The organism is Azospirillum sp. ST 5-10 (assembly GCF_051225715.1).
GTDB lineage: Bacteria > Pseudomonadota > Alphaproteobacteria > Azospirillales > Azospirillaceae > Azospirillum.
Genome location: NZ_JBPJSP010000029.1, coordinates 62557 through 87418, shown reverse-complemented (window position 1 = coordinate 87418; position 24862 = coordinate 62557). Strand labels below are relative to the sequence as shown.

The window sequence follows — 24862 nt, the reverse complement described above, 5'->3', positions numbered from 1 at the left end:
TCGCCAAGGCCCGAAAGCCCTTCGAACCAAAGCTCGCCCCCTGAAAATAGGGCTTGCTCAACGTGACGGTATCTCACCGCACCGGCGGCAGGCAGGCGCCGACGATCCGGTAGCACAGCTCGGGATCGCGGTGGGCATCGTAGCGCAGCTCCGCCACCCGGCCGTCGCGGATGACGAAGGTGGCCTCGCAGCCGAAGGTGCGCGACCACACCTCGACCTCCGGCCGGTAGGCGCGGACGCCGTGCCGCCACAACAGGTTGTCGCGCTCCCAGTCGACCTCGCGCTCGACGATGGTCTGGCGGCGGCTGTAGGCCAGCAGCTCCGCGCCGCCGGCACGGGCCGTGCGCTCCGGCACGCCGGCGCAGGCGAGCAGGTCGGCCTTCGGCAGCCCCACCAGGGTCCTGGGTGCGGCCAGCGCCGCCTCGTTCTGCGGGTTGGCGCAGGCGGCCAGCATCAGGCAGCCGGCCACCCAGCCGGCCACCCCGCCCGTCGGCAGCGTTCGTCCCATCCGGCATCCTCCTCCCGCCCCGCCGCCACGTGCACCAACGTGCAACAGCCGCGGCGGCGTAGCGTCGCGGGCCGGGCCGCTATGCCGCCGGCCGCGCCTTGAGGGCGGCGTAGCGAGCGTACAGGATGTCCTCCTCCTTCCGCCAGCGCAGGTACAGCGCCGCCGACAGCCGGCCGAAGTCGCGGGCGTACGCGAGCCCTTCGCCGCCGTCGCGGTAGCGGTCGAAGAAGGCCAGGATGTCCTTGCTGATGTCCGCCATCTCCGCGGCGAACTGGGCCGCCATCCGCTCGGCCCCGGGATGCCCGGCGCTGGCGGCGAGGAAGGCGGGGTAGAACTCGCGGTCCTCGTGCGCCAGATGGTCGACGAAGACCTGCCGGGCGGAGCACAGCGCGCGACGCCCCTCGGCCGTCCCGATCCCCAGCGTCTTCACCCGGTCCAGCAGGCTCTTCAACGCCTCGTGCTCGCACTTCAGGCTCGCCACCAGATCGCCCATGATCCCCTCCCGTCGCTTGGCGGTCAAAATATGCATTATTGATGCATCTTTTTGCCCACGGGAGATCCGCGATTCCGGAAGCGCGGCCATGCGCTTCCGGCCGCGGTTCCGCTTACCAGTGCGCCATGGGCAGACCGGCGACGGGCGAGCGGAAGCAGGGGATGCGGGTGCCCCGCAGGCTGCCGACGTACACCGTCTTCAGGTCCGGGCCGCCGAAGGTGACGCTGGCGCACCAGGGAGCGATGGTGCCGCCGCAGGCGAGCATCCGCTCCGGCGTCGCCTCGTCGCGGGCGAACGCCTCCATCAAGGCCCGGCCGGCGGCGCTGCCGCGGTCGTCGTCCAGCAGGATGCGCAGGTCGCCCTCCGGGGTGATGGCGAAGATGCGGTCCGTCATCACGTGGGTGCCCCAGAGATTGCCATGGGCGTCGAAGGCGATGCCGTCGATGAAGGCGCCGTGGTCGCTGGGGCCGAACACCTCGCGGTCGCTCAGGCTGCCGTCCTCGCCGACGCGGAGCCGCGTCACCCGCCGCCCGCAGGTCTCGGCCACGTACAGCCACTCCTCGCGGGCGTCGAGGCGGATCTCGTTGGTGAAGCGGAAGCCGTCGGCGACGATGCGCAGGCGGCCGCGGTCGTAGAGGGCGACGAACCCGTCGGCGACGTTGGGGCTCATGGCCCGCATCCAGTTGCGGATGCGGGTCGACACGGTCAGCCAGAGCCGGTCGCGGCGGTCGCGCAGGACGAAGTTGACCTTGCCGATGGGTTCGCCGTCGATGCGGTCGACCAGCACGCGGCTGGCGCCGTCCCGGGTCATCACCTCCAGCCGGTCGGTGCCGAAGTTGGAGATGACGATGTCGCCGTTGGCGGCGAAGGCCAGGCCGTTGGGGAGGGTGCCGCTGACGAAGCGCGTCTCCTCGTCGGCGGCGTCGGCGAAGGCGGACTCGGCGCGCTGGGCGATCAGGCTCTGACCGCCGTCGGGGCGGACGTGCACCACGCCGCCGCGGGCGTCGGCGACCCACAGCGACCCGTCGCGTTCGGCGAGGATGCACTCCGGCCGCTGCAGGTCGTGGCCGACGTAGGTGATGGACGCGGGATCGACGGTGAAGCCGTCGATGGGGTTGTCCGCCATCGTTCCCTCCCCCGGCCGCTCAGAAGCCGACCCGGTCGCCGCCCTTCAGGGCGAGCATGGCGCGCGCCTCGGCCGGGGTGGCGATCTCGTGGCCCAGCTCCTCCAGGATGCGGCGGATCTTGGCGACCTGCTCGGCGTTGGACGCCGCCAGCTTGCCGCGGCCGATGTACAGGCTGTCCTCCAGCCCGACGCGGACGCTGCCGCCCATCAGCGCCGCCTGGGTGGCGAAGGGCATCTGGTGCCGTCCCGCCGCCAGCACCGACCAGCGGTAGTCGTCGCCGAACAGACGGTCGGCGGTGCGCTTCATGAACAGCAGGTTGTCCATGTCGGCGCCGATGCCGCCGAGGATGCCGAAGATCATCTGCACGAAGAAGGGCGGCTTCAGCAGGCCGCGGTCGACGAAGTGGGCGACGTTGTAGAGATGGCCGACGTCGTAGCACTCGTGCTCGAAGCGGGTGCCGTGCTCCTCGCCGAGCATCTTCAGGATGCGCTCGATGTCGCGGAAGGTGTTGCGGAAGATGAAGTCGTCGGTGCCGCGCAGGTACGGCTCCTCCCAGTCGAACTTCCACTCCTTGTAGCGGTCGGCCAGGGGAAAGATGCCGAAGTTCATCGACCCCATGTTGAGCGAGCACATCTCCGGCTTGGCCTGCAGCGGGGCGGCGAGGCGCTGCTCCACCGTCATGTTGAGACCGCCGCCGGTGGTGATGTTGATGACCGCGTCGGTCGACTGCTTGATGCGCGGCAGGAACTGCATGAAGACCGCGGGGTCCGGCGTCGGCCGGCCGTCGTCGGGATCGCGCGCGTGCAGGTGCAGGATCGAGGCGCCGGCCTCGGCGGCGGCGATGGCCTGGGCGGCGATGTCGTCGGGACGGTACGGCAGGGCGTCCGACATGGTCGGCGTGTGGATGCCGCCGGTCACCGCGCAGGTGATGATGACCTTGGGCGCCGTGGCCTTCTTCGGCTTGCTGGCGGTGGCTTCGGACATGGTCGTTTCCTCCGGCGCTGGTTCAGTCTTCGAAGATCGCCACGGCGCGGGTGAAGCCGGCCGAGGCGTTGCGGATCTTGTAGGGGAAGCAGGCGATCATGTAGCCGGTGGGCGGCAGGCCCTCCAGGTTGCCCAGCTTCTCGATGTGGCAGTAGGCGCGCGTCATGCCGGCGCGGTGGCCCTCCCAGATGATCGAGGCGTCGTGGTCGCGGGCGAACCGCTTGGCGGTGTGGACGAAGGGGGCGTCCCAGCTCCAGGCGTCGGTGCCGGTGACCCGGACGCCGCGCTCGGTCAGGTAGAGGGTCGCCTCGCGGCCCATGCCGCAGCCGGCGGCGACGTAGTCGGGCTGGCCGTAGCGCGCCCCCGCCGCCGTGTTCACCACGACGATGTCGTAGGGCCTGAGGGTGTGGCCGATGCGCGCCAGTTCGGCCTCCACCTCGGCGGCGCTCACCACGTGCCCGTCGGGGAGGTGGCGGAAGTCCAGCTTGACCCCGGGGCCGAAGCACCACTCCAGCGGCACCTCGTCGATGGTGATGGCCCGCTCGCCGCCGTTCATGGTGGAGTGGAAATGGTAGGGGGCGTCGAGGTGCGTGCCGTTGTGGGTGGTGATGGTGAGCCGCTCGATGGCCCAGCCCTCGCCGCCCGGCAGGTCGTCGACGGTGGCCCCGGGGAAGAAGGAGGCCATGTCGGCGGCGGTGGCGCGGTGGTCGAGATACTCGATGGCGGGCAGGTGGCCCGGCGGGTCGGACGCGATTCCGGCCTCGAGCGGGACCGACAGATCGACGATGCGACGCGGCATGGCGGGTCTCCAGATGGTTCGTCAGCGCCCGAGAAGGGCGGTGGTGAGGCTCGGGAACACGAGGATGAGGGCGAGGACCACCAGCATGATGGCGACGAAGGGCAGCGCCCCGACGAAGATCTCGCCCAGGGTCAGGGCGCGGTCGGGCGCCGTCCCCTTGATGACGTAGACCGACATCCCGAACGGCGGCGTCAGCAGACCGACCTCCACGGCCAGGACGGTGACGATGCCGAACCAGATGGGATCGATCGCCAGCGTCTTCATGATCGGCAGGAACAGCGGGATGACCACCAGCAGGATCGACGAGCTGTCGAGGATCGTCCCCATGGCCAGCAGCAGCGCCACGTAGGCCAGCACCACACCCCAATAGCCGATGTCGCTCGCCGCCACCGCGGCGCTGAGATACTCCGGCAGGCCGCTCAGGGACAGCATGCGCGAGTACATGCTGGCGGCGATGATGAGGAAGCAGATGGCGGCCGTCACCTGGCCCGTGTCGGTGAGGACCCGCCAGATGCGGCCGGGCGGCAGGGCGCGGCGGGCGAAGCCGATGAGGACGGCGCCCAGGGCGCCGACCCCGCCGGCCTCGGTCGGCGTGAAGAAGCCGCCGTAGATGCCGCCCAGCACCAGCGCGATCAGCAGGACGATGGGCAGCGCCTTGGCCGCCATCGCCCCGGCCGACAGCGGCGTCGTCTCCTCCGAGATGCCGCTGCCGACGAAACGCGGCCAGTGGCGGGCCATGAGGTAGACGCCGATGCCGAAGGCGATCGCCAGGACGATGCCCGGCAGCACGCCGGCGAGGAACAGGTCGCCCACCGACTGCTCGGTCAGCACGCCGTAGAGGATGAGCAGCAGGCTGGGCGGGATCAGCATGCCCAGCACCGAGCTGCCGGCGACGATGCCGTAGGCGAAGCGCTTGGAGTAGCCGTGCCGCAGCATCTCCGGCACGGCGACCCGGGTGAACACCGCGGCCGAGGCGATGGAGATGCCGGTGATGGCGGCGAACACCGCGTTGGCGCCCACCGTGGCGATGCCGAGCCCGCCGCGGATGCGGCCGAGCAGGCGGTTGGCGACGTCGAAGGCGTCGCGGCCGACGTCGGCCTGGGAGACGACGAACCCCATGAGGACGAACAGCGGCACCACGCCGAAGATGTAGGAGTCGATGGACTCCGACGCCGCCAGGGCCAGCATGCGCCCGGCGAGCTGCGCGTTGCCGGTCATCGCGAAGACGCCGAGGAACGAGCAGGCGGCGAGCGCCACCGCCACGTGCACGCCGCCGTAGATCAGGGCGACGAGGCCGAACAGGGCGACGGCGCCGATGGCGAGATCGGTCATGGCCGGGCCTCCCCGCGACCGCCGGCTCCGGCGCCGGCGGCGGCCAGCCCGGCCCGCACGGCGCGCGCCAGGAACTGCAGGGCGAGCGCCGCCGTGCCCACCAGCATGACCAGCCGCACCGGCCAGATCGGCGCGGTGAAGCTGCCGATGGCGCCGACGAAGACGTCGCGCGTCCAGGCCCGCTCGAACAGCGGCAGCAACCCCATGAAGAGCACCACGCAGAGCGCCACGCCGAACAGGCAGTAGAGCGCCTCCAGCCCGGCCCGGCCGCGCGGCGGCAGCCGGTCGAGCAGGATCTCGGCGCGGGTCAGCCCGCCGGAGCGGAAGGAATGGGCGACCTGGAGGAAGACGATGGCGACGATCGACATGCTGACCATCTCGGGCACGCCGGCGACCGGGCTGCCGAACAGGGCACGGCCCAGCACGTCGGAGTTGATGGCGAGCATGACCCCGACGATCAGCAGGGTGCCGACGGCGTTGAGCACCGCCGTGCAGGCGTCGAGCAGCCGCAGGACGGGGGCATCGGCGAAGGGAAGGGTCTCCTCCCCCTCGCCGGACGTCTCGGCGGGAAATTCGGCCATGATCACGCCTCGGCCGCGCTGCGCCCCCCGCTCACTGGCCGGCCCAATCGCGCATCGGGGTGGCCCCGGCGGCACGCACCGCCGCCATGTAGGCCTTGAGCACGTCGCGGGCCGGCAGGCTCTGCTGCTCCAGCGTCGCCACCCATTGGGTGGTGGGGTCCTCCATGGCCGCGGCGTAGGCCTGACCGATCGCCGCGGAGTCGGGGTTGAGCTTGCCGCCCGCCGCGACCATGGCGTCCAGCGCCGCGGCGGCGGCCTTGCGCAGGTCCTCCAGATAGGCCTTCTCGAAGGCGTCGGCGCCGGCGGCCAGCGCCGCTTTCACGGCGTCGGGCTGGTCGTCGTACCAGTCCTTGTTGGCCGCCAGGCCGCCGGCGTACTGGGCGCCGTAGGTGACCTTGAGGATGTGCGGCGCCACCTCGTGGATCTTCGCCGGCAGCGCCGCCGTGGCGAAGGTGACGACGCCGTCGTAGAGCCCGGTCTGCAGGGCGTTGTAGTATTCGGTCAGGTTGCCGGCGACGCCGATCGCGCCGGTCCCCTTCATCCAGTTGATCGAGGGGCCGGGCGTGCCGATCTTGCGGCCCTTGAGGTCGGCGAGGCTCGCCACCGGGAACTTGGTGAAGAGCAGATAATCGTCGAGGCCGAAGCCGCCGCCGAGATAGACGACGTCGTTCTGCTCCCACGCCGCCATCATCGCCGGGATGTTGCGCTGCACGTCCTGGACGGCGGTCGTCACGACGCCGGGGTCGGTCGACACGAAGGGCGCGTAGTAGGTGATGTTCTGCAGCGGCATCTTCGACGGCTCGAAGATGGTCGGCACCAGGGCGACCTGGGCGATGCCTTCCTGGACCGACTCCAGCTCCTCGCCCACCTTGGCCAGCGAGCCGCCGTACTGCTGCTTCCACTTGACGTTGTGGCCGCTGCCCTGCAGGGCCTTGTCGACGGCGGGGACGAAGGTCTCCTGCAGATGCTTCACCCAGCGGAAGACCGGCGGATGGCCGTTCACCAGGGTGATCTCGATGGTCTTCGCCTGGGCCAGAGAGACCGAGGCGAGAAGGGCGGCCAAGGCGGCGACCGGCAGGATGCGCATGGGACGTGTCCTCCTGGATTCGGAACGGGGTTGGGCTGCGGGAGCCGGGGTCATGGGGTGCCGGGTCCGGCGGCGAGGGCACGGACGCCGCCGGAGATGAAAGGGACGATGCGGGCCATCACGGCGTCGACGTCCGCGTCGTCGCAGGCCCCCTCGGACAGGCGGCCGGCGCGGCCGGTCGCCGCCATCATGGTCATGCCGACGCCGATGGCGAACAGGTAGGCCCAGACGGCGTCGTCGGGCCGCAGCGCCGGCTCGACCTGGCGGAACGCCTCGATGAAACGGCGGGCGATGGCGTCGTAGTGGTCGCCGATGAGCTGGCGCGAGCGTTCGTCGTCGGCGTTCGCCGTCGCCACCAGGATGCGCGAGAACAGGTTGCCGGGCTGGCCGCCGTGGCCGAACTCCATGGTCGGCCGGAACAGCGCCTCGAGCAGGTCCTCCAGCGACGGCCGCCCGGCGCCGTCCGGGCCGAACAGCCGCTCCAGGCGCACCGCGCGCTCGGCGTTGATGGCGTCGGAGCGCCGCGCGAACATCGCCTCGAACAGCTTCTCCTTGCTGCCGAAATGGTAGTGCAGCAGGGCCTGGGCGACACCCGCCTCGGCGGCGATCTGGCGCATGCTGGTGCCGTCGAAGCCGTGCAGGGCGAAGATCCGCTCCGCCGCATCGAGAATGGTATGGCTGGCGTTCCGCTCGGACACCCGACGTCCCCGCACCGATGGTCATGGGCCGGATTGCTGTGCCGGCGATCAAATCACTGACTGATCGATCAGTCAAGCGCCTTCTGCACGACGGCCGGACCGGCGGCAGGGCGCATGTCGCTGGCATTTGCCGGCCCGCCCGGCTATCCAGGGATGCAGCAGGGTTTTGGCGGCGTCATGAGCAGCGATCCACCGATCACCGGCATCCGACCGATCCTCGCCGTCGTCCAGCCCGGCGGCGAACGGCTGATCGTCGCCCGCCTGACCAACGTCGGCGCGTCCAGCCAGTCGAACCGCTTCGTGCTGCGCCGGATCGACCTGCGCCCGCCCTGGCCGCAGCCGGAGAAGGGCTATTTCGGCTACGCCGAGGTGGCGCAGGCCCTGGACGCCAACGGCTGGCGGGGCTGCGCGGTGGAGGCCATGAGCACCGCCGACAGCGACGAGATGCGCACCCGCGCGCTGGCCCGGCGCAAGCTGCACCAGCACTGCATCGCCGCCGCGATCCGCCGCGTCCAGGAGGGCGGCGGGGGCTGAAGGCGGCTTTCCTTGCGCCGCCGCTCCGCCTATATCCGTTCGGTTGCCGCAACGGGAGGAGCGAATGATCCGCAGCGCCGCCATGGAGACCGCCGAGACGCCGGACCTCGGTCCGCTGCCGACCTGGGACCTGCGCGACCTGTACCCGGCGATGGACGCGCCGGAGCTGAAGGCCGACCTGGAGCGCATGGACGAGGCGGCCAAGGCCTTCCATCGCGACCACGCCGGCAAGGTCGCCACCCTGGACGGTCCGGACCTCGGCCGGGCCGTGGCCGAGTACGAGCGCATCGACGAGATCCTGTCGCGGGTGATGTCCTACGCCGGCCTCGTCTACAACGGCAACATGACCGACCCGGCCATCGCCAAGTTCTACCAGTCGATGCAGGAGCGGGTGAACGCCATCTCCACCCACCTCGTCTTCTTCACGCTCGAGCTCAACCGCATCGAGGACGGCGCGCTGGAGCGGGCGCTCAAGGCGTCGCCGGAGCTGGCCCGCTACACCCCGTGGATCCGCGACGTCCGCCTCTACCGCGAGCACCAGCTGTCCGACGAGATGGAGCGGATGCTGCACGAGAAGAACGTGGTCGGGCGCGCCGCGTGGAACCGGCTGTTCGACGAGACGCTGGCCGGCCTGCGCTTTCCCATCGGCGGCAAGGACCTGACCTGCGCGGAGGCGCTGAACAAGCTGTCCGACCGCGACGGCGCCGTGCGCAAGGAGGCGGGCCAGGCGGTCGGCCGCGTGCTCGGCGACAACGTCCGCCTGTTCGCGCTGGTCACCAACACGCTCGCCAAGGACAAGGAGATCGACGACACCTGGCGCAACTTCAAGCGTCCGGTGTCGGCCCGCAACCTCTCCAACCGGGTCGAGGACGAGGTGGTGGACGCCCTGCACGCCGCCGTGCGCGAGGCCTACCCCGCCCTCTCCCACCGGTACTACCGGCTCAAGGCCAAATGGTTCGGCCAGGAGCGGCTGGACTATTGGGACCGCAACGCGCCGCTGCCCGACGACGCCGACCGCACCATCCCGTGGGGCGAGGCGCGCGACCTGGTGCTCGGCGCCTACAACCGCTTCGCCCCGCGCCTGGGCGAGCTGGGCGCGCGCTTCTTCGACAATCCCTGGATCGACGCGCCGGTGCGCCCGGGCAAGGCGCCGGGCGCCTTCGCCCATCCCACGGTGCCGAGCGTCCATCCCTATCTGCTGGTCAACTACCAGGGCAAGACGCGCGACGTGATGACCCTGGCCCACGAGCTGGGGCACGGGGTGCACCAGATCCTCGCCGGCAGCCAGGGCCACTTCCTCTCCGACACGCCGCTGACGCTCGCCGAGACCGCCTCGGTGTTCGGCGAGATGCTGACCTTCCGCGCCCTGCTGGATGCCGAGAAGGACGCGGCACGGCGCAAGATCATGCTGGCGACCAAGGTGGAGGACATGCTCAACACCGTGGTCCGGCAGATCGCCTTCTACGACTTCGAGACCCGCGTCCACGGCGAGCGCCGCGAGGGCGAGCTGACGCCGGAGCGGATCGGCGAGATCTGGCTGGCGGTGCAGGAGGAGAGCCTGGGGCCGGTGCTGCGTTTCGACGAGGGCTACCGCCACTACTGGGCCTACATCCCGCACTTCATCCACTCGCCCTTCTACGTCTACGCCTACGCCTTCGGCGACTGCCTGGTGAACTCGCTCTACGCGGTCTACCAGGACGCCGAGAAGGGCTTCGCCGAGAAGTACCTGGCGATGCTGTCGGCCGGCGGCACCCTGCGCCACCGCGAGCTGCTCGCCCCCTTCGGCCTCGACGCCTCCGACCCGGCGTTCTGGCAGAAGGGGCTGGGCGTCGTCCGCGGCTTCGTCGACGAGCTGGAAGCCGCGGGTTGACGCCGGTCAAGAGTCGCCAGCGCGGATGTGGTTAGGGTGCGGGCCGACCCGAGCCTTCGGAGGCCCCATGCCCACCCTGACCACCCTCGCCTGGGACGAATCCCTGGAGGTCGGCAACGCCATCATCGACGCCGAGCACAAGGAGACCGTGGACCTCCTGGCGGCGCTCGCCGCGGTGGACGACGCCGGCTTCCCCGCCCTGTTCGCCGCCTTCGCCCGCCACCTGCGCGACCACCTCGCCCACGAGGAGGCGCTGATGCGGGACTACGGCTTCCCGCCCTACCCCATCCACAAGCGCGAGCACGACCGCGTGCGCCTGGAACTGGAAGGGGTGGAGACGCGCCTCGCCGCGGGCAACCTGGCGCTCGCCCGCGGCTACGCGGGCGAGGCGGTGCCGGAGTGGTTCGTGAACCACAAGAACACCATGGACGCCGCCACCGCGGCGTGGATCCGCAGCCGGGGCGGATGAGGCGGCGGCGGCGTCTCCCGTCGCGCCCGATCGATCGCACGTCGTCCCCGCCGGCTTGCCCGGAGGCGGCCAGCGTAACATTCCCTCCTTGTCAGAGCGACGCTCGTTTCAGATGATCGGCGCCGCCCCGCCGTGGTGTGTACGCACCTGGGGAATACCGCATCCGTTGCTACCGTCCATCACGTCATCCGGGATAGTCGCGGATACGACGCCGCGCCTCATCATGCGTGATAACTCGTTGAAAGTGGGAAATCCTGGGATCGGCCAGAGCGTCATTTCCGCAGAACAGAACCGTCATCCAATCGTCATGCGGATTCAAAAAAGGACGTTGCGCGTAAGTCTTTGCAAAGCATGCCGCTCGCAGCGGGTAGCCTTCCGGCTGCCCGTTGCGGAACGGCTCTCTATAATGCTTAAACTCAACATGAATGGCGAGGATGCGGCCAACATTGCTTCTCAAAAAGAAGATGGCATCCGATTCCAAACTCTTGCTTTCATGGATTCGGCAGGTGCACTGACTGTCCTTTCCACAAAAGTAATTCGCCCAAAATGGCTGTTTGGTTCTGCCGCGGCGCCAGCGGACCGTTTTCTGCTCATCATCGAGAATAGAAGCGCCATCGTAAGTGGCAGCCGCAGCGGTTCCCGCCAAAATCCAATTCCGGACGTCCGACGACGAAAACATGGATGCCGCGATCGCATCCAGGAACGGTTGTGCCTTGCCCGAATATGCCGGCATCTCGACCGACCTTGCCCGGTGCGGGCGCAATGTTGGGGAGATCACTCCAAACGATAGCACGACCGAGCGGCGTCGGCCAAGAAGTCGACTGAGCATGTCCACGACGGGCGCATGAGGCGTTTTCGGACGCACCTCTTGTCGGCCATGGCAGGCTGTGCCTTGCTGTCGGGCTGACGATGACAAAGGGAGGAGCCTCATGGAACAGCCGCTGCGCGTCCTGTCCTTCGCCGGGTCCCTGCGCAAGGGCTCGTACAACCGCGCGCTGCTGCGCATCGCCGAGGAGGTGGCGCCCGAGGGCATGCGGCTGGAGGTCTTCGATCTCGCCGCCATCCCGCTCTACGACGCCGACGTGGAGGCACAGGGCCGGCCCGAGCCGGTGGTCGCCTTCCGCGAGGCGATCGGCGCCGCCGACGCCGTGCTGATCGCCACGCCGGAGTACAACTACTCGATCCCCGGCGTGCTGAAGAACGCCATCGACTGGGCCTCGCGGCCGCCCGACCAGCCCTTCGCCGGCAAGCCGCTGGCCATCATGGGGGCGGGCAGCGGGCTGGGCTCGGCGCGCAGCCAGTACCACCTGCGTCAGGTCTGCGTCTATCTGGACATGCACCCCCTGAACAAGCCCGAGGTGCTGGTGCGCTACGCCGAATCCTTCAATCCCGACGGCACCCTGAAGGACGAGGCGGTGCGCACCAAGATCGCCGGCCTGCTGACGGCCCTGGCGGGCTGGACGCGGCGCCTGCGCGGGGCATAGGGACGCGCGGCCGTCAGAACGCGTAGCGCAGCCCCACCTGGACGCCGTGCGAGCGCAGGCGGGCCTCGGTGCCGTCGATGTCGAGGACACGCAGGGAGCCGGCGCGCCAGCGCGGCGCCTCGCCGTCCTCGGTCATGACGCGGCCGAAGTCGGTGTAGCGGTAGGCGACGTCGAGGGTCAGCGACTCGCTCAGCGCCACGCCGGTCCCCGCCGTCAGCTGCCAGGCGAACGAGGTGTGCCAGCCCGACGGTGTGGTGACCCGCTGGTCGAGAACGGGAAAGCGCATGTCCATCCCGTCGGTGCGGTTGCGGGAGACGCCGACGCCGCCGCCGACGTAGGGCTGGAAGCGCCCGAGCCCGCCCGGCACCAGCCCGGCCAGGTCGAGATAGCCGTTGACCAGGCCGGTCAGCGTGGTGGCGTCGGCACGCACCGGCTGGTCGCCGGAGATCGGGAAGTTCGCGTCGCCCGCGAAGCGCCAGCCCGGCCGGTAGGCGAGCGCCGCCTCGATCCGCAGCAGCGGCGACAGGCGGTAGCCGATGCCGGCGCCGAAGCCGGCCGTCCCGCCGAAATCGCCGGCCGCGCGCGCGTCGCAGCCGAACAGCTCGACCCGCCGCGGGTCGGTGCCGGCGCAGTTCCAGTCGTGGAAGCGGGTCGACCGCGACCAGTCGTAGGACAGATCGGCGCGCAGGTAGACCCCGCCGTCGGCCGCCGCCGCGCCGCCGGACACCGCCAGGCCCCCGGCCAAGCCCCCCACCAAGCCGAGCAGCCAAACCAGACGCCCCATCCCGTCCCCCTGTCCGTCGCGACGCCGCGCACCCTGCCCGCGGCACCCGTGTGCGGTCAAGCGGCGCGTGGGGACTGGCCGGGACCGCCCGGCGCACCCACCTTAGGCGCCATGTCCAACAGGGAAAACAACTCGCTGGGCGGACGGCTGGCGCGCTACGCGCGGGTCGGCTCCGCCGTGGGGGGCCTTGCGGCCCGCGTCGCCGGGGAGCGGGTCCTCGGCATCCCGGTCGAGCGCCAGCGCCACGCCGCGGAGCTGCGGGCCGCCCTCGGCGGCCTCAAGGGACCGCTCATGAAGGTGGCGCAGATCCTCGCCACCATCCCCGACGCGCTGCCGCGGGAATACGTCAGCGAGCTGTCCCAGCTCCAGGCCGACGCGCCCTCCATGGGCTGGCCCTTCGTCAAGCGGCGCATGGCATCGGAGCTGGGGCCGCGCTGGCACACCCGCTTCCGCAGCTTCGAGCACGGTGCGGCCGCGGCCGCGTCGCTCGGCCAGGTGCACCGGGCGGAGGGGCCGGACGGGCGGCGGCTCGCCTGCAAGCTCCAGTATCCCGACATGGCGTCGGCGGTGGAGGCCGACCTGCGCCAGCTCGGCCTGATCTTCGCCCTCTTCGAGCGCTACGACAGCGCCATCTCGACCCGCCAGATCCACGCCGAGATCGGCGCCCGCCTGCGCGAGGAGCTGGACTACGAGCTGGAGGCGCGGCACGCCGCCCTCTACCGCGCCATGCTGGCCGACACGCCCGGCGTGCACGTGCCGGCGGTCGTCCCCGAGCTGTCGACCCGCCGCCTGCTGACCATGGAGTGGCTGGACGGGCGCAAGATCCTGGAGTTCGTCGCCGACCAGCCGGACAGCCGCGACGACCTGGCGATGAACATGTTCCGCGCCTGGTACGTGCCCTTCTACTATTACGGCGTGATCCACGGCGATCCGCACCTCGGGAACTACACGGTGCGGCCGGACCGCTCGGTCAACCTGCTGGACTTCGGCTGCATCCGCGTCTTCAAGCCGAGCTTCGTCAAGGGCGTGATCGATCTCTACAACGCCCTGCGCGGCGGCGACGAGGAGGCGGCGGTCGAGGCCTACCGCACCTGGGGATTCACGAACCCGTCGAAGGAGCTGGTCGACGTCCTCAACATCTGGGCGCGCTTCGTCTACGCCCCCATCATGGACGACCGTGCCCGCCGCATCGAGGAGACCAACGCCGGCCACTACGGCCGCGAGACGGCCGAGCGGGTGCACGCCGAGCTGCGCAGGGTGGGCGGGGTCGAGGTGCCGCGGGAGTTCGTCTTCATGGACCGCGCCGCCATCGGCCTGGGCTCGGTGTTCCTGCACCTCAGGGCCGAGGTGAACTGGTACCGCCTGTTCCAGGACCTCATCCGCGACTTCGACGTGGACGCCCTGGAGGCGCGCCAGCACGCCGCGCTGACCGCGCACGGCGTGCCGCTGCCGGTGTAACGGGCCGGCACCCGGAGAGGACGTGCGGCCGATCCGCACGCCCTACGCCGAGCGCACCTTGTTGAGGAAGCCGCTGACCTCGCCGCGCAGCATCTCGGCCTGGCGGGCCAGCTCGCGGGACGCCGAGAGGACCGCGTCGGCGGCCGTGCCGGTCTTGCTGGCGGCGGTGGTGACCTCGGAGATGTTGCGCTTCACGACCTGCGTGCCTTCGGCCGCCTGATGGACGTTGGCGGCGATCTCGCGGGTCGCCGAGCCCTGCTGCTCCATCGCCTCGGCGATGCCGGTGACGGTGCTGCTGATGGTGTCCACGGCCTCGGAGATGGTGCGGATGGCGCCGACCGCACCGCCCGTCGCCGACTGCATCTGCGCCACCTGGCTGGAGATCTCCTCGGTCGCCCGGGCGGTCTGCCCGGCGAGGTTCTTCACCTCGGTCGCGACGACGGCGAAGCCCTTGCCGGCCTCGCCGGCGCGGGCCGCCTCGATGGTGGCGTTCAGCGCCAGCAGGTTGGTCTGCTCGGCGATCTCGCCGATCAGGTCGACCACCTGGCCGATGCGCTCGGCCGCCTCGGCCAGCCCCTCGACGATGGAGTTGGTCTGCCGCGCCTTCTCGGCGGCGTCCTGGGCGACGGTGGAACTGGCGGTGAGCTGGCGCGAGATCTCGGCGATGGAGGCCGAGAGCTCCTCGGTCGCGGCCGCCACGGTCTGCACGTTGGAGGTCGCCTGCTCCGACGCCGAGGCGACGGCCTGGGACTTGACGTTGGTCAGGGCGGCGTCGGAGGACATTTCCTGGGCGTCGCGTCCGAGCGTGTCGGCGGCGGCCGACAGGGTCTGCACGACGCCGCTCACCGCCGCCTCGAAGCCGTTGGCGAACTCGTTCATGGCACGGCGGCGGTCGGTCTCGATCTGCTTGCGCATCTCCTCCCGCTCCTCCTCCATGCGGCGCATCTCCAGGGCGTTCGCCTTGAACACGCCGAGCGCGACCGCCATGTGGCGCAGCTCGTCGCGCCGGTCGGAGCCGGGAACGTCGGTGCTGAGGTCGCCCTCGGCCAGGCGGTCCATGGCCCGCGTCATGGCGCGCAGCGGCACGGTGATGGCACGGTCGATGAACCAGGCGAGCACCACGCCGAGCGCCAGCGCCACGGCGGCGCCGACGGCGACGAACAGGCCGGCGTTGGCGCGCCCCGCCTCGCGCTCCTCGCGCTGGATGGAGACCAGGCGGGTCACTTGGTCGCTGACCGCGGTCGCCGCCGCGGCCATGGCGCGCGACGCGGCGTGCTGCCCCTCGACGGCCGAGACCAGCGCGGAGAAGCTCTGATCGAAGGCGTCGAGCGCCGTGCCGGCGGCGGTGATCAACGCCTTGCCGTCGGCGTCGACCAGCAGCTTGCCGGCCTGATCCGCGAGGTCGCGGATCTCCGCCACGGCGGCGACGACGGTGGTGCGCGCCGGCTCGCCGCCCTTCAGCCGGTAGTCGCGCTCGCCCAGCATCGCCGCCTGGGCGGCGACGTTGAGGCGCATGGCGAGGCCGCGCAGCAGCACCGCCTCGTTCACCTCGGACTGGGCGAAGTCGGCCGCCCCCTGGAGGGCGTCGGCGACGGCGATCTGGTTCTCCTGCATCTCGTGGGCGAGCGCCTGCACCTGCTCGGCCTGCTTGTCGAGGACGAGCATGCGCGCCTGGAAGGTCTCGGCGTCCTCGCCGGCGGCGTAGCGCGCCTGCTCGGCGAAGGTGTCGCGGTAGGCCGTGACGGCGGCGACGATGTTCTCCGCCAGCTCCTCCTCGTTGGTGCCGGTCACCTCCCCGTACAGCGCCTCGGCGTTGTCCTGGAGCTTGCCCAGCGTGACGTCGGCGGCCGTGACGATGGCGCCGTCGCGCGTGCGCACGAATTCGCCCTGCTGGCGCCGCGCCTCGAGCAGGTCCTCGATGAGCCGGTCGGCCCGGTCGGCGGTGTCGCGGCTGTGCCGCGCCGCCAGGGCCGCGTCGTTCAGGCTGATCATGTTGTTGTCGTAGCGCTCGGCCTGCTGCAGGCCGATCTTCTCGGCCACCTCGCGCAGCGCCCGCGCGCTCTCGGCCATCGACAGGGTGCGCGCCCGCGCCTCGGCGTCCTGCGTGGCGAACCGGGCGAAGGCGTCGCGGTAGCCGTCGATCCCGGCCAGGATGTCGTCGACCAGCACGCTGCCCTCGCCGGTCCGCAGGGCACGCCGGGTGTCGGTGGCCTCGGCCCGCAGGTCCTCCAGCATGCCGGCCACGTTGGCGGCGGCCTGGGCGTCGCGGTCGGCGACGAAGCGGGCCTCCTCCAGGCGGACGTTCTTGAGCCGGGCGTCCAGCTCGGCGGTGTGGGCCGCCAGGTCCACCCGCTCCGCATAGGTGCGCAGACTGTTCCAGCCGACGAATGCCACCGCGACCGTGAGCAGCAGCACGGTCGCGAATCCGAGCGCGATGCGCGTCCCGATCGTCATGGAAAGCCTCTTCGAATCCGCCCCTGACAGCGTGCGTTCATTGCATCCGATCCCTTATCTTTCTGCTTTTCGCACGTTTCCGTGGTGCACGGTATGACCCGGATCAAATACGGATCGAATAACCGCGGCTCAGAAGCGGTCGGGCATCCACGGGCGCGGGCCGGCGAAGAGGCCCGCCGCCGCCGCCAGATCCGCGTCCGTTCCCTGGACGAGGCCGAGCCGGCGCAACGCCGCCGGTCCCAGATGGCCGCTGAACAGGGGCGCCAGGGCGGCGATGCCCAGCCGCAGCCCGCCCGCCCCCGCCGGCCGCCGCTGCACCGTGCCCCGGCCGCCGGCGACGCGCAGGTGGAAGGCCCCGTGGTTCCGGCCGAGAATCGGGTCGGCGACGTCGAGCAGGAGTTCCGCCTCGACGCCCGCGGGATAGCCGCGCCGCGTCAGCGCCCGCTCGACGTCGACCACCCGCAGCAGCCACTCCTCCCAGCCGTCGACCGCGACCTTCGCCTCGAACGCGGCGTGGACCAGCGGGTCCTCGGGACCGCCGGGCCACACCACCTCGCGCACCATGGAGCGGTAGCCGGCGAGGAAGGCGAGAATCTGGCGGACGGCGTCGCGGCTCGGCGCGCAGACGTCGGCGACGGTCAGCCGGCGGTCGCGCGGCGGCATCACCGCGACGTAGCCGTCCGATCCGGCGAGGAAGACGTCGGCCCGCCCCTCCTCGCCGCAGGGGTGCAGGGCGTAGGTCCAGGCCGCGTCCGAGCGCTCCGGCAGGCCGTTGCCCTGTTCCAGCTCGCGCCGGCGCAGCGCCGCCAGCCGGTCGGCGTCGAACGGCTCCAGCCGGCGCGGCAGCGCCTCCGCCCGCCCCTGGAAGAGGACCTCGGGAGCGGCGCGGTAGCGGAACCAGGAGCCGGCGCGGGCGAACCCCACCTTGGCGTAGAGCGGCTGGGTCGCGGCGTAGAGCACGGCCAGCGCGCAGCCGGCCTCCTGCGCCTCCGTCAGCACGCCGTGCATCAGCCGGGTGGCGAGGCCGCCGCCGCGCGCCGCCGGGTCGGCCGAGACGAAGGCGACCGCCCGCGACGGCACGGGGCGGCCGCCGAACCACTGGTCCCACGACCACACCGCCGCGGCGGCGACCGGGCGGCCGCCGCGGCGCAGCACCCGCAGGCAGTCCGCTCCGAAAAGGTCGCGGCTGCGCTCGAAATGCGGGCGCGACAGGCCGAAGGCCTGACGGGCGAGGTAGGCGACGGCGTCGGCGTCCCCGTCCCGGTAGGGGCCGTAGGCGGGCTCGCCCGCGGCGGCGCTCACAGCTCCTTCGCCTGGCTGCGCAGGACGAACTTCTGGATCTTGCCCGTCGAGGTCTTCGGCAGCGCCGAGAAGACGACGGTCTTCGGGCACTTGAAGTGGGCGAGGTGGCTGCGGCACCAGGCGATGATCTCCGCCTCGGTGGCCGCCATGCCCTCGCGCAGGGTGACGAAGGCGCACGGCGTCTCGCCCCACTTCTCGTCGGGCCGGGCGACCACGGCCGCCTCCAGCACCGCGGGATGGCGGTAGAGCACGCCCTCCACCTCGATGGTCGAGATGTTCTCGCCGCCGGAGATGATGATGTCCTTGGAGCGGTCCTTCAGCTCGACGTAGCCGTCGGGATGGAGGACGCCGAGGTCGCCGGTGTGGAACCAGCCGCCGGCGAAGGCCTCGGCGGTGGCGCGCGGGTTCTTCAGATAGCCCTTCATCACGGTGTTGCCGCGCATGAACACCTCGCCCATGGTCTCGCCGTCGGCCGGGACCACGGTCATGGTGGCGGGGTCCATCACCGTCAGCCCCTCCAGGGTGGCGTAGTTCACCCCCTGCCGGGCCTTCAGGCGCGCCCGCTCCTCCAGCGGCTTCTCGTCCCACTCCTCGTGCCAGGCGCAGATGGTGACCGGACCGTACACCTCGGTCAGGCCGTAGACGTGGGCGATGTCGAAGCCCATGCGCTCCATCTTCTCGATGACCGCGGCGGGCGGGGCGGCGCCGGCGGTCATCATCTTGATGCCCGGCCGCACCTCGCGGCGCTGCTCCTCGGGGGCGTTGCAGATCAGCCCCATGACGATCGGCGCGCCGCAGAGGTGGGTGACGCCGTGGTCGGCGATGGCGTCGTAGATCGGCTTGGCGGCGATCTGGCGCAGGCAGACGTTGGTGCCGGCCATGGCGGCGATGGTCCAGGGGAAGCACCAGCCGTTGCAGTGGAACATCGGCAGGGTCCACAGGTACACGGGATGGTGCGGCATGGCCCAGGTCGCCACGTTGCCGAGCGCGTTCAGGTAGGCGCCGCGGTGATGGTAGACGACGCCCTTGGGATTGCCGGTGGTGCCCGAGGTGTAGTTGAGCGCGATCGCCTGCCATTCGTCGGCCGGCATCGCCCAGTCGAAGGCGGGGTCGCCCTCCTCCAGGAACCGCTCGTAGGTCGTGGCGCCGATGAGCTGGCCGCCCTTGGCCTGGGGATCGTCGATGTCGATCACCAGCGGCCGCCGCTCCGGCGCCAGCATGTGCACGGCCCTGGCGATGACGTCGGAGAATTCGCGGTCGGTCAGCAGGACCCTGGCCTCGCCGTGCTCCAGGATGAAGGCCAGCGCCTCGGCGTCGAGGCGGATGTTGAGCGCGTTGAGGACGGCGCCGGCCATCGGCACGCCGAAATGCGCCTCGAACGCCTCGGGGATGTTGGGGGCCATGACGGCGACGGTGTCGCCGCTGCCGATGCCGCGCCGCCGCAGCGCCGAGGCGAGGCGCACGCAGCGCTCGTACGTCTCCTTCCAGGTGCGGCGCAGCGGACCGTGGATCACCGCCGTGCGGCCGGGGAAGACGGCGGCGGTGCGGCGGATGAACGACAGGGGCGTCAGCGGCACGTGGTTGGCCGCGTTGCGGTCCAGGTCGATCTCGTACGGATTGTGTGCGGCGACGGTCATGCGGTCCCCCCGGGGATGGGTTGTCCGGCGGCTCGGCCGCCGTTTGACCGCGAGTCTTGCCAGAGAAGCCGCGCCGGGGGAAGGGTTACCGGTTGGAGGCGGACGGGCACCCCTGGGGGTGGGGGCGATGGGGTGCCCGTCCGTCCCGCGGCACCGCCAGCAGGGTACGGCGGTGATCCGGGAGCGTCCCGTTGTTTGGAACGCCTCCAAACTTGCCGGACGCGGGCCCGCCGGTCCAATCGTTATTTCCAAACGCAGCGATAGGCGGCGGCGATGGTCGGCCCGCCGCCGCCGCTACTCCGCGGCGTCCCGCACGTCGGCGTTGTTCTGCTCCTGCGCCGGGCGCTCGCGCCGCCATGGCCGGTGGCGCGCCCACCAGCGGGCCAGCCGGCGCTGCCTCCTGAGGCGCCACTCGTGCACGTTCGCCTTCACCATGAGGGCGCACGGCGTCACCACCAGGGTCAGCACGGTGGCGAAGGCGAGGCCGAAGACGATGGCGCTGGACAGGCCGACCCACCATTGCGTCGCCGGCGCGCCGAAGGTGACCTCGCGGGTCAGGAAGTCGATGTTCATGCCGAAGGCGAGCGGCAGCAGCCCGAGCACCGTGTTGAAGGCGGTCAGCAGCACCGGCCGGGCGCGTTCGGCGCCGGTGCGCAGGATGGCGTCGAAGGCGCTGGCTTCGCTGCGCTTGTACTGGTCGTAGGTGTCGATCAGCACGATGTTGTTCTGCACCACCGTGCCGGCCAGGGCGATCACGCCGATCCCGGTCATGACGATGCCGAAGGGCTGGCCGGTGACGATCAGCCCGATGGTCACGCCGATGGTCGACAGGATCACCGAGGTGAGGATCAGGAAGGCGGAATAGAAGCTGTTGAACTGGGTGACCAGGATGATCGCCATGATGAACAGCGCCGCCACGAAGGCGCGGCTGAGGAAGGCCGCGCTTTCCTTCTGTTCCTTGTCCTCGCCCTTGAAGACGTGGCCGACGCCGGCGGGCAGCGGATTCTCCCGCAGCCAGGTGCGCAGCGCCTGCACCTTGTCGTCGGCCAGGACGCCGGCGGCGACGTCGGCCTTCACCGTCATGGCGCGCTGCGCGTCGACCCGGTCGATCTGCCCGACCTTGGGACGCGGCAGCCGGTCGACGAAGTTGCCGACGGGCACGGCGCCGCCGCCGGCGTCGATGCGGATGCCGTCGAGCTGGTCCATGGACCGCAGGTCGCGCGGATAGCGCACGACGATGTCGATCTCGTCGTCGGCGTCGTCGGGGCGGTACTCGCCGATCTTCAGGCCGTTGGTGACGAGGCGCACGGCGTCGCCCACCGCCGTGACGTCGAGGCCGAAGCGGGCGGCCTGGGCGCGGTCGACCGTCACCTGCCACTCGATGCCGGGCAGCGGCCGTGTGTCCTCCACGTCGATCAGCCCGCCGACGGCGTCGAGGCCCTGCCGCACGTGGCGCACCGCGGCCGGCAGGAGGTCGGGGTCGCGGGCGGTGAGCTGGACCTGCACCGGCTTGCCGGTCGGCGGCCCCTCGTCCTGCTTGCGCGGCTCGACGACGATCCCGGCGAGGTCGGCGGTGCGCGCCCGGATGTCCTCCAGCACGTCCGACGCCGGCCGGCGCCGCTGCCAATCCTTGAACTCCAGCGTGATCTGGCCGATCACGTCCTCGGGCACGTCGCGGCCCGTCGGCGGCTTGCCGGTGCGGGTGTAGACGCTCTCGAAGTCGTCGAGGACGAGGATGCGCTCCTCCACCTCGCGCACCAGCGCGTCCTGCTCGTGGATCGACAGGTTGCCGCGGGCGTGCACCAGGACGGTGGCGTTGGTCGGCTCGACGTCGGGAAAGAACTCCACCCCGTTGCCGTGCAGGGCGTAGTAGCCCTGGATGGCGACCAGCACCAGGGTCGACGCGACCAGCACCTTGCCGGGATGGCGCAGCGCCGTCCGCAGCAGGCCGACGTACCAGCCGCTCAGCGGCCGGCGCTCCTCCACCGGGTCGGGCGCGTCGAGGTCGAGATCATCCGCCGATCCGGCCGCCGATCCGGCCGCCGATCCGACCACCGATCCGGCGGCCGGCCCGGCGGACCGCACCGGCACGTTCGGCTTGCCGACCAGCGCGCCCAGCGCCGGGATGAAGATCAGCGCCATCAGCAGCGCCGCCGACAGCGTGGCGAACTGGCTGATGGGCAGGAACTTCATGAACTCGCCCACCATGCCGGGCCAGAACAGCAGCGGCGCGAAGGCGGCGAGCTGGGTGGCGGTGGAGGCGATGATCGGCCAGGCCATGCGCCGCGCGGCGACGGCGTAGGCTTGGCGCCTGGGCAGCCCGTCGGCCATCTTGCGGTCGGCATACTCGGTGACGACGATGGCGCCGTCCACCACGTTGCCGGCGGCGAGGATCAGCCCGAACAGGACGACGATGTTGATGGTGTGGCCCATCCCCGCCAGCACCAGCATGGCGGTGAGGAAGGAGCCCGGCACGGCCACCACGATCAGCGCCGAGGTGCGCAGACCCAAGGTGGCGACGACGATGATCATCACCAGCAGGACCGTCACCGCCAGGTTGTTCTCCAGGTCGCCCAGCATGGTGCGGATGTCCTGGGACCGGTCCTGGGAGTAGGTGAACTCCATGCCGGCCGGGAGATAGGCGCGCTCCCCCTCGACCACGGCACGGACCTGCTCGATCGTCTCGATGATGTTCTCGCCGGTGCGCTTGGTGACCTCCAGCGCGATCGCCGGCTTGCCGTCGACCCGGGCGAAGCTCTCCGGGTCCTTGAAGGTGCGGCGCACCTGGGCGACGTCGCGGAAGCGCACGACGGCGTCGCCGTTCACCTTCACCGGCATGTTCCAGATGTCTTCGACGGACTCGAACAGGCCCGGCACCTTGACCGGAAAACGGCCCGCCCCGGTGTCCAGGTTGCCCGCCGCCACCAGCCGGTTGGAACGGGCGAAGAGCTGCGCCACCGCCCCCGGGTCGATGCCGTAGCTCTCCACCCGCATGGGGTCGATGACGACCTCCACCAGCTCCTCGCGGTCGCCGGCGATCTCCGCCTTCAGCACGGCCGGGACCGACTCGATGCGGTCCTTCAGATCGCGCGCCGCACGCAGCAGGGTGCGCTCCGGCAGGTCGCCGGAGAGGATGACCACCAGCACCGGGAAGAGGGAGAAGTTGACCTCGTTCACCGTGGGCTCGTCGGTCTCCTCGGGCAGCTCCGCCTTGGCGCGGTCGACCTTCTCGCGCACGTCCTGGATGGCGCGGTCGGCGTCGAAGCCGGCGTCGAACTCGAGGATCACGTTGCCGCCGCCCTGGTAGGCGGTGGAGCGCATCTCCTTCAGCCCCTCGATGGTCCGCAGCTCCTGCTCCATCGGGCGCAGCAGCAGGCGCTCGGCGTCCTCCGGCGAGATGCCCTCGTGATGCAGCGAGACGTAGATGATGGGGATGTTGACGTCGGGCGCCGCCTCCTTGGGGATCTCCTGGTAGGCGACCCAGCCGGCGGCCAGCAGCAGCGCCAGCGTCGCCAGCACCGTCCGGGTGTGCGTCAGCGCGGCGGCGATGAGCGTCCTCACGTGGCGCCTCCGCCCGGCGTCTCTACCGGCTTGACCGGGTTGCCGGCGGCGACGTACTCGTGGCCGACGGTGATCAGCCGCAGCTCCTCCGGCAGGCCGGTCAGCCACACCCCGTCGGGTGTGGTGCCGGCGATCTCCACCGGCAGGAAGCGGACCCGATCCTCGGCATCGACGACCTTGACGCCGACGCCGCCGTCGTCGGCCAGCGACAGGGCCGAGGGCGACACGAAGTGGGCCGGCCGCTGGCCGACCGGCAGGCGGAGCTGCGCCGTCAGGCCGGAGACGATGGCGCGGTCGGCGTTGCCGACCTCCAGCTCGACGCGGAAGGTTCGGGTCGCCGGATCGGCGGTGGCGGCGACGTAGGCGATCCGCCCCTCCACCGCACGCGCGCCGTCGGGGCCGCCGATGATCCGGGCGACGCCGCGCTGGCCGAGGCGCAGCGCCGCGATCTGGGATTCCGCGGCGAAGCCGACGATCCGCATGGGATCGAGGTCGACCACCGTGGCCACCGGGTTGCCGGTGTCCAGGAAGTCGCCCACCTCGACCGGCCGTTCGTCGAGCACCCCGTCGAAGGGGGCGGCGATGGTGGTGTGCGCCAGCTCGATCTCGGCCTTGCGGACGGCCGCCCGCGCCGCCTCGAGGGCGGCCGCCGCCTGGGCGAGCTGGATGTCGGTGTTGTGGCCGCGCGCGTTCAGGGACTGCGCCGCCCGGTGTTCGAGGTGGCGCTGGGCGAGCAGCGCCCGCGCTTCCTCGAGCCGCACGGGGCGGTCGTCGACGGCGAGCCGCACCAGCACCTCCCCTGCCGCCACCACGGTGCCGCGCGCCACCGGCACCGCCTCGACCCGGCCGCGCACCTCGGCGCGCAGGGCGACGCTGCGCCACGCCTCGGTGCGGCCCTGCAGGACGATCTCGGCGGTCATCGGCCGGGCGACGAGGCGGGCGACGCGCACCGCCTGCAGCGGCGCCGGCGCCGCACCGGCCGGCCCGTCCGCGCCGGCCGGCGACGGCGAGGCCGGGCCGCCGCCGATCTGGCCGGACAGCACCCAGGCGACGGCGGCCACGGTGATGACACCGGCGGTGACGAGGGAACGGTTCATGACGGTCTCCAGCGGCCGGCGGGGGCGGCTATTCGGCGACCCGCGCCCCGGGCGCGGATGCCGCCCCCACCAGGGCGGCTCGGTGCGCCTCGAGATACTCGGCCGCGGCCCGGTAGACGGCGAGCCCGTAGCCCAGCGCGAAGGCGTGTCCGGATTCCATGGGCCGCTCGGTACGGCTTTCCATGCGCTCGATCGTCGCACGCAGCCAGGCGATGCGCTCGCCGATCAGACGGTCGAGGTGGTGCGCCGGCAGCCAATGGCCGAAGAAGGCGATGAACAGGAAGTCGGAGCGCACCTTGTCGGCGCCCGGCGGCCGCATCAGCGCGTCGTACAGCGCCTGCCGCCCGGCCGGCGTGATCCGGTAGACGAAGCGGTCCCGGCTGTCGGCGCCGTCCCGCGGCTCGTCGGCGCCGGCGATCAGCCCGTCCTCGGCCAGCCGCTTCAGGGAGGGATAGATCGAGGCGAACGCGGCCTCCTGGAAATGCCCGAACGGCCCCTGCTCGAACTGCTTGCGGATCTCGTAGCCGGTGGCCGGACCGCGGGCGAGCGCGCCGAGGCACAGGGTCCTCACGTCCATGGCGGGCCATCCTCAAGCCGGGTTTC

General features: G+C 71.3%; 22 protein-coding genes. 5 read left to right on the top strand and 17 right to left on the bottom strand.

What is annotated here, in order from left to right; all coding sequences use genetic code 11:
• Positions 1-73: 73 nt before the first annotated feature.
• The 9 genes from ACSBPG_RS25260 to ACSBPG_RS25220 all read right to left on the bottom strand — a co-directional run bounded on the left by ACSBPG_RS25260 (position 74) and on the right by ACSBPG_RS25220 (position 7609).
• Positions 74-508 (bottom strand): hypothetical protein, encoded by a 435-nt coding sequence (locus ACSBPG_RS25260; RefSeq protein WP_435540002.1) that lies wholly within the window; start codon positions 506-508, stop codon positions 74-76.
• Positions 509-587: 79 nt separating this feature from the next.
• Positions 588-1001 (bottom strand): hemerythrin domain-containing protein, encoded by a 414-nt coding sequence (locus ACSBPG_RS25255; RefSeq protein WP_435540001.1) that lies wholly within the window; start codon positions 999-1001, stop codon positions 588-590.
• Positions 1002-1113: 112 nt separating this feature from the next.
• A complete protein-coding gene (locus ACSBPG_RS25250) occupies positions 1114-2127 on the bottom strand; it encodes an SMP-30/gluconolactonase/LRE family protein (RefSeq protein ID WP_435540000.1) in 1014 nt (337 codons plus the stop codon).
• 19 nt (positions 2128-2146) lie between these two features.
• Positions 2147-3112: a 3-keto-5-aminohexanoate cleavage protein gene (locus ACSBPG_RS25245; RefSeq protein WP_435539999.1), complete on the bottom strand. Its 966-nt coding sequence runs from the start codon at positions 3110-3112 to the stop codon at positions 2147-2149.
• Positions 3113-3134: 22 nt separating this feature from the next.
• Positions 3135-3911, bottom strand: a complete 777-nt coding sequence (locus ACSBPG_RS25240; RefSeq protein ID WP_435539998.1) for a cyclase family protein — start codon at positions 3909-3911, stop codon at positions 3135-3137.
• Positions 3912-3932: 21 nt separating this feature from the next.
• Positions 3933-5243 (bottom strand): TRAP transporter large permease, encoded by a 1311-nt coding sequence (locus ACSBPG_RS25235; protein ID WP_435539997.1) that lies wholly within the window; start codon positions 5241-5243, stop codon positions 3933-3935.
• Positions 5240-5824 carry a TRAP transporter small permease subunit gene (locus ACSBPG_RS25230; RefSeq protein ID WP_435539996.1) on the bottom strand — a complete coding sequence of 195 codons (585 nt, stop codon included), beginning with the start codon at positions 5822-5824 and terminating at the stop codon, positions 5240-5242. The genes ACSBPG_RS25235 and ACSBPG_RS25230 overlap by 4 nt, the downstream gene beginning before the upstream one ends.
• 31 nt (positions 5825-5855) lie before the next feature.
• Positions 5856-6911: a C4-dicarboxylate TRAP transporter substrate-binding protein gene (locus ACSBPG_RS25225; protein ID WP_435539995.1), complete on the bottom strand. Its 1056-nt coding sequence runs from the start codon at positions 6909-6911 to the stop codon at positions 5856-5858.
• A 50-nt stretch (positions 6912-6961) separates the two neighbouring features.
• Positions 6962-7609, bottom strand: coding sequence for a TetR/AcrR family transcriptional regulator (locus ACSBPG_RS25220; RefSeq protein ID WP_435539994.1), 648 nt, complete (start codon positions 7607-7609; stop codon positions 6962-6964).
• 177 nt (positions 7610-7786) lie between these two features.
• Between ACSBPG_RS25220 and ACSBPG_RS25215 the strand changes: the two genes are divergently transcribed.
• From ACSBPG_RS25215 to ACSBPG_RS25205, 3 genes are all read left to right on the top strand, one after another.
• Positions 7787-8143 (top strand): hypothetical protein, encoded by a 357-nt coding sequence (locus ACSBPG_RS25215; protein ID WP_435539993.1) that lies wholly within the window; start codon positions 7787-7789, stop codon positions 8141-8143.
• Positions 8144-8207: 64 nt separating this feature from the next.
• Positions 8208-10013, top strand: coding sequence for a M3 family oligoendopeptidase (locus ACSBPG_RS25210; protein WP_435539992.1), 1806 nt, complete (start codon positions 8208-8210; stop codon positions 10011-10013).
• Between the two features lie 67 nt (positions 10014-10080).
• Positions 10081-10482 carry a bacteriohemerythrin gene (locus ACSBPG_RS25205; RefSeq protein WP_435539991.1) on the top strand — a complete coding sequence of 134 codons (402 nt, stop codon included), beginning with the start codon at positions 10081-10083 and terminating at the stop codon, positions 10480-10482.
• Between the two features lie 184 nt (positions 10483-10666).
• Here the strand turns inward: ACSBPG_RS25205 and ACSBPG_RS25200 are convergent, their stop codons facing one another.
• A complete protein-coding gene (locus tag ACSBPG_RS25200; protein WP_435539990.1) occupies positions 10667-11215 on the bottom strand; it encodes a hypothetical protein in 549 nt (182 codons plus the stop codon).
• 196 nt (positions 11216-11411) lie between these two features.
• Here ACSBPG_RS25200 and ACSBPG_RS25195 point away from each other — a divergent pair, with 196 nt between their 5' ends.
• On the top strand, positions 11412-11966 hold the full coding sequence (locus tag ACSBPG_RS25195) for an NADPH-dependent FMN reductase (protein WP_435539989.1): 555 nt from the start codon (positions 11412-11414) through the stop codon (positions 11964-11966).
• A 13-nt stretch (positions 11967-11979) separates the two neighbouring features.
• Here ACSBPG_RS25195 and ACSBPG_RS25190 read toward each other — a convergent pair whose 3' ends face one another.
• Complete coding sequence (locus tag ACSBPG_RS25190; RefSeq protein WP_435539988.1) at positions 11980-12750, bottom strand: outer membrane protein; 771 nt, start codon at positions 12748-12750, stop codon at positions 11980-11982.
• A 111-nt stretch (positions 12751-12861) separates the two neighbouring features.
• Here ACSBPG_RS25190 and ACSBPG_RS25185 point away from each other — a divergent pair, with 111 nt between their 5' ends.
• Positions 12862-14208 (top strand): ABC1 kinase family protein, encoded by a 1347-nt coding sequence (locus ACSBPG_RS25185; RefSeq protein ID WP_435539987.1) that lies wholly within the window; start codon positions 12862-12864, stop codon positions 14206-14208.
• Positions 14209-14250: 42 nt separating this feature from the next.
• Here ACSBPG_RS25185 and ACSBPG_RS25180 read toward each other — a convergent pair whose 3' ends face one another.
• The 6 genes from ACSBPG_RS25180 to ACSBPG_RS25155 all read right to left on the bottom strand — a co-directional run bounded on the left by ACSBPG_RS25180 (position 14251) and on the right by ACSBPG_RS25155 (position 24836).
• A complete protein-coding gene (locus ACSBPG_RS25180; protein WP_435539986.1) occupies positions 14251-16662 on the bottom strand; it encodes a methyl-accepting chemotaxis protein in 2412 nt (803 codons plus the stop codon).
• 129 nt (positions 16663-16791) lie between these two features.
• Positions 16792-17964: a GNAT family N-acetyltransferase gene (locus ACSBPG_RS25175; protein WP_435539985.1), complete on the bottom strand. Its 1173-nt coding sequence runs from the start codon at positions 17962-17964 to the stop codon at positions 16792-16794.
• Positions 17961-19601, bottom strand: coding sequence for an acyl-CoA synthetase (locus ACSBPG_RS25170; protein ID WP_435539984.1), 1641 nt, complete (start codon positions 19599-19601; stop codon positions 17961-17963). The genes ACSBPG_RS25175 and ACSBPG_RS25170 overlap by 4 nt, the downstream gene beginning before the upstream one ends.
• Positions 19602-19895: 294 nt before the next feature.
• Positions 19896-23162 (bottom strand): efflux RND transporter permease subunit, encoded by a 3267-nt coding sequence (locus tag ACSBPG_RS25165; RefSeq protein ID WP_435539983.1) that lies wholly within the window; start codon positions 23160-23162, stop codon positions 19896-19898.
• The gene (locus tag ACSBPG_RS25160) at positions 23159-24259 is read right to left on the bottom strand and encodes an efflux RND transporter periplasmic adaptor subunit (RefSeq protein WP_435539982.1); all 1101 of its coding nucleotides are present in this window, start codon (positions 24257-24259) and stop codon (positions 23159-23161) included. Before ACSBPG_RS25160 ends, ACSBPG_RS25165 begins: the two co-directional genes overlap by 4 nt.
• 28 nt (positions 24260-24287) lie before the next feature.
• Positions 24288-24836, bottom strand: a complete 549-nt coding sequence (locus ACSBPG_RS25155) for a PadR family transcriptional regulator (RefSeq protein WP_435539981.1) — start codon at positions 24834-24836, stop codon at positions 24288-24290.
• Positions 24837-24862: the final 26 nt, after the last annotated feature.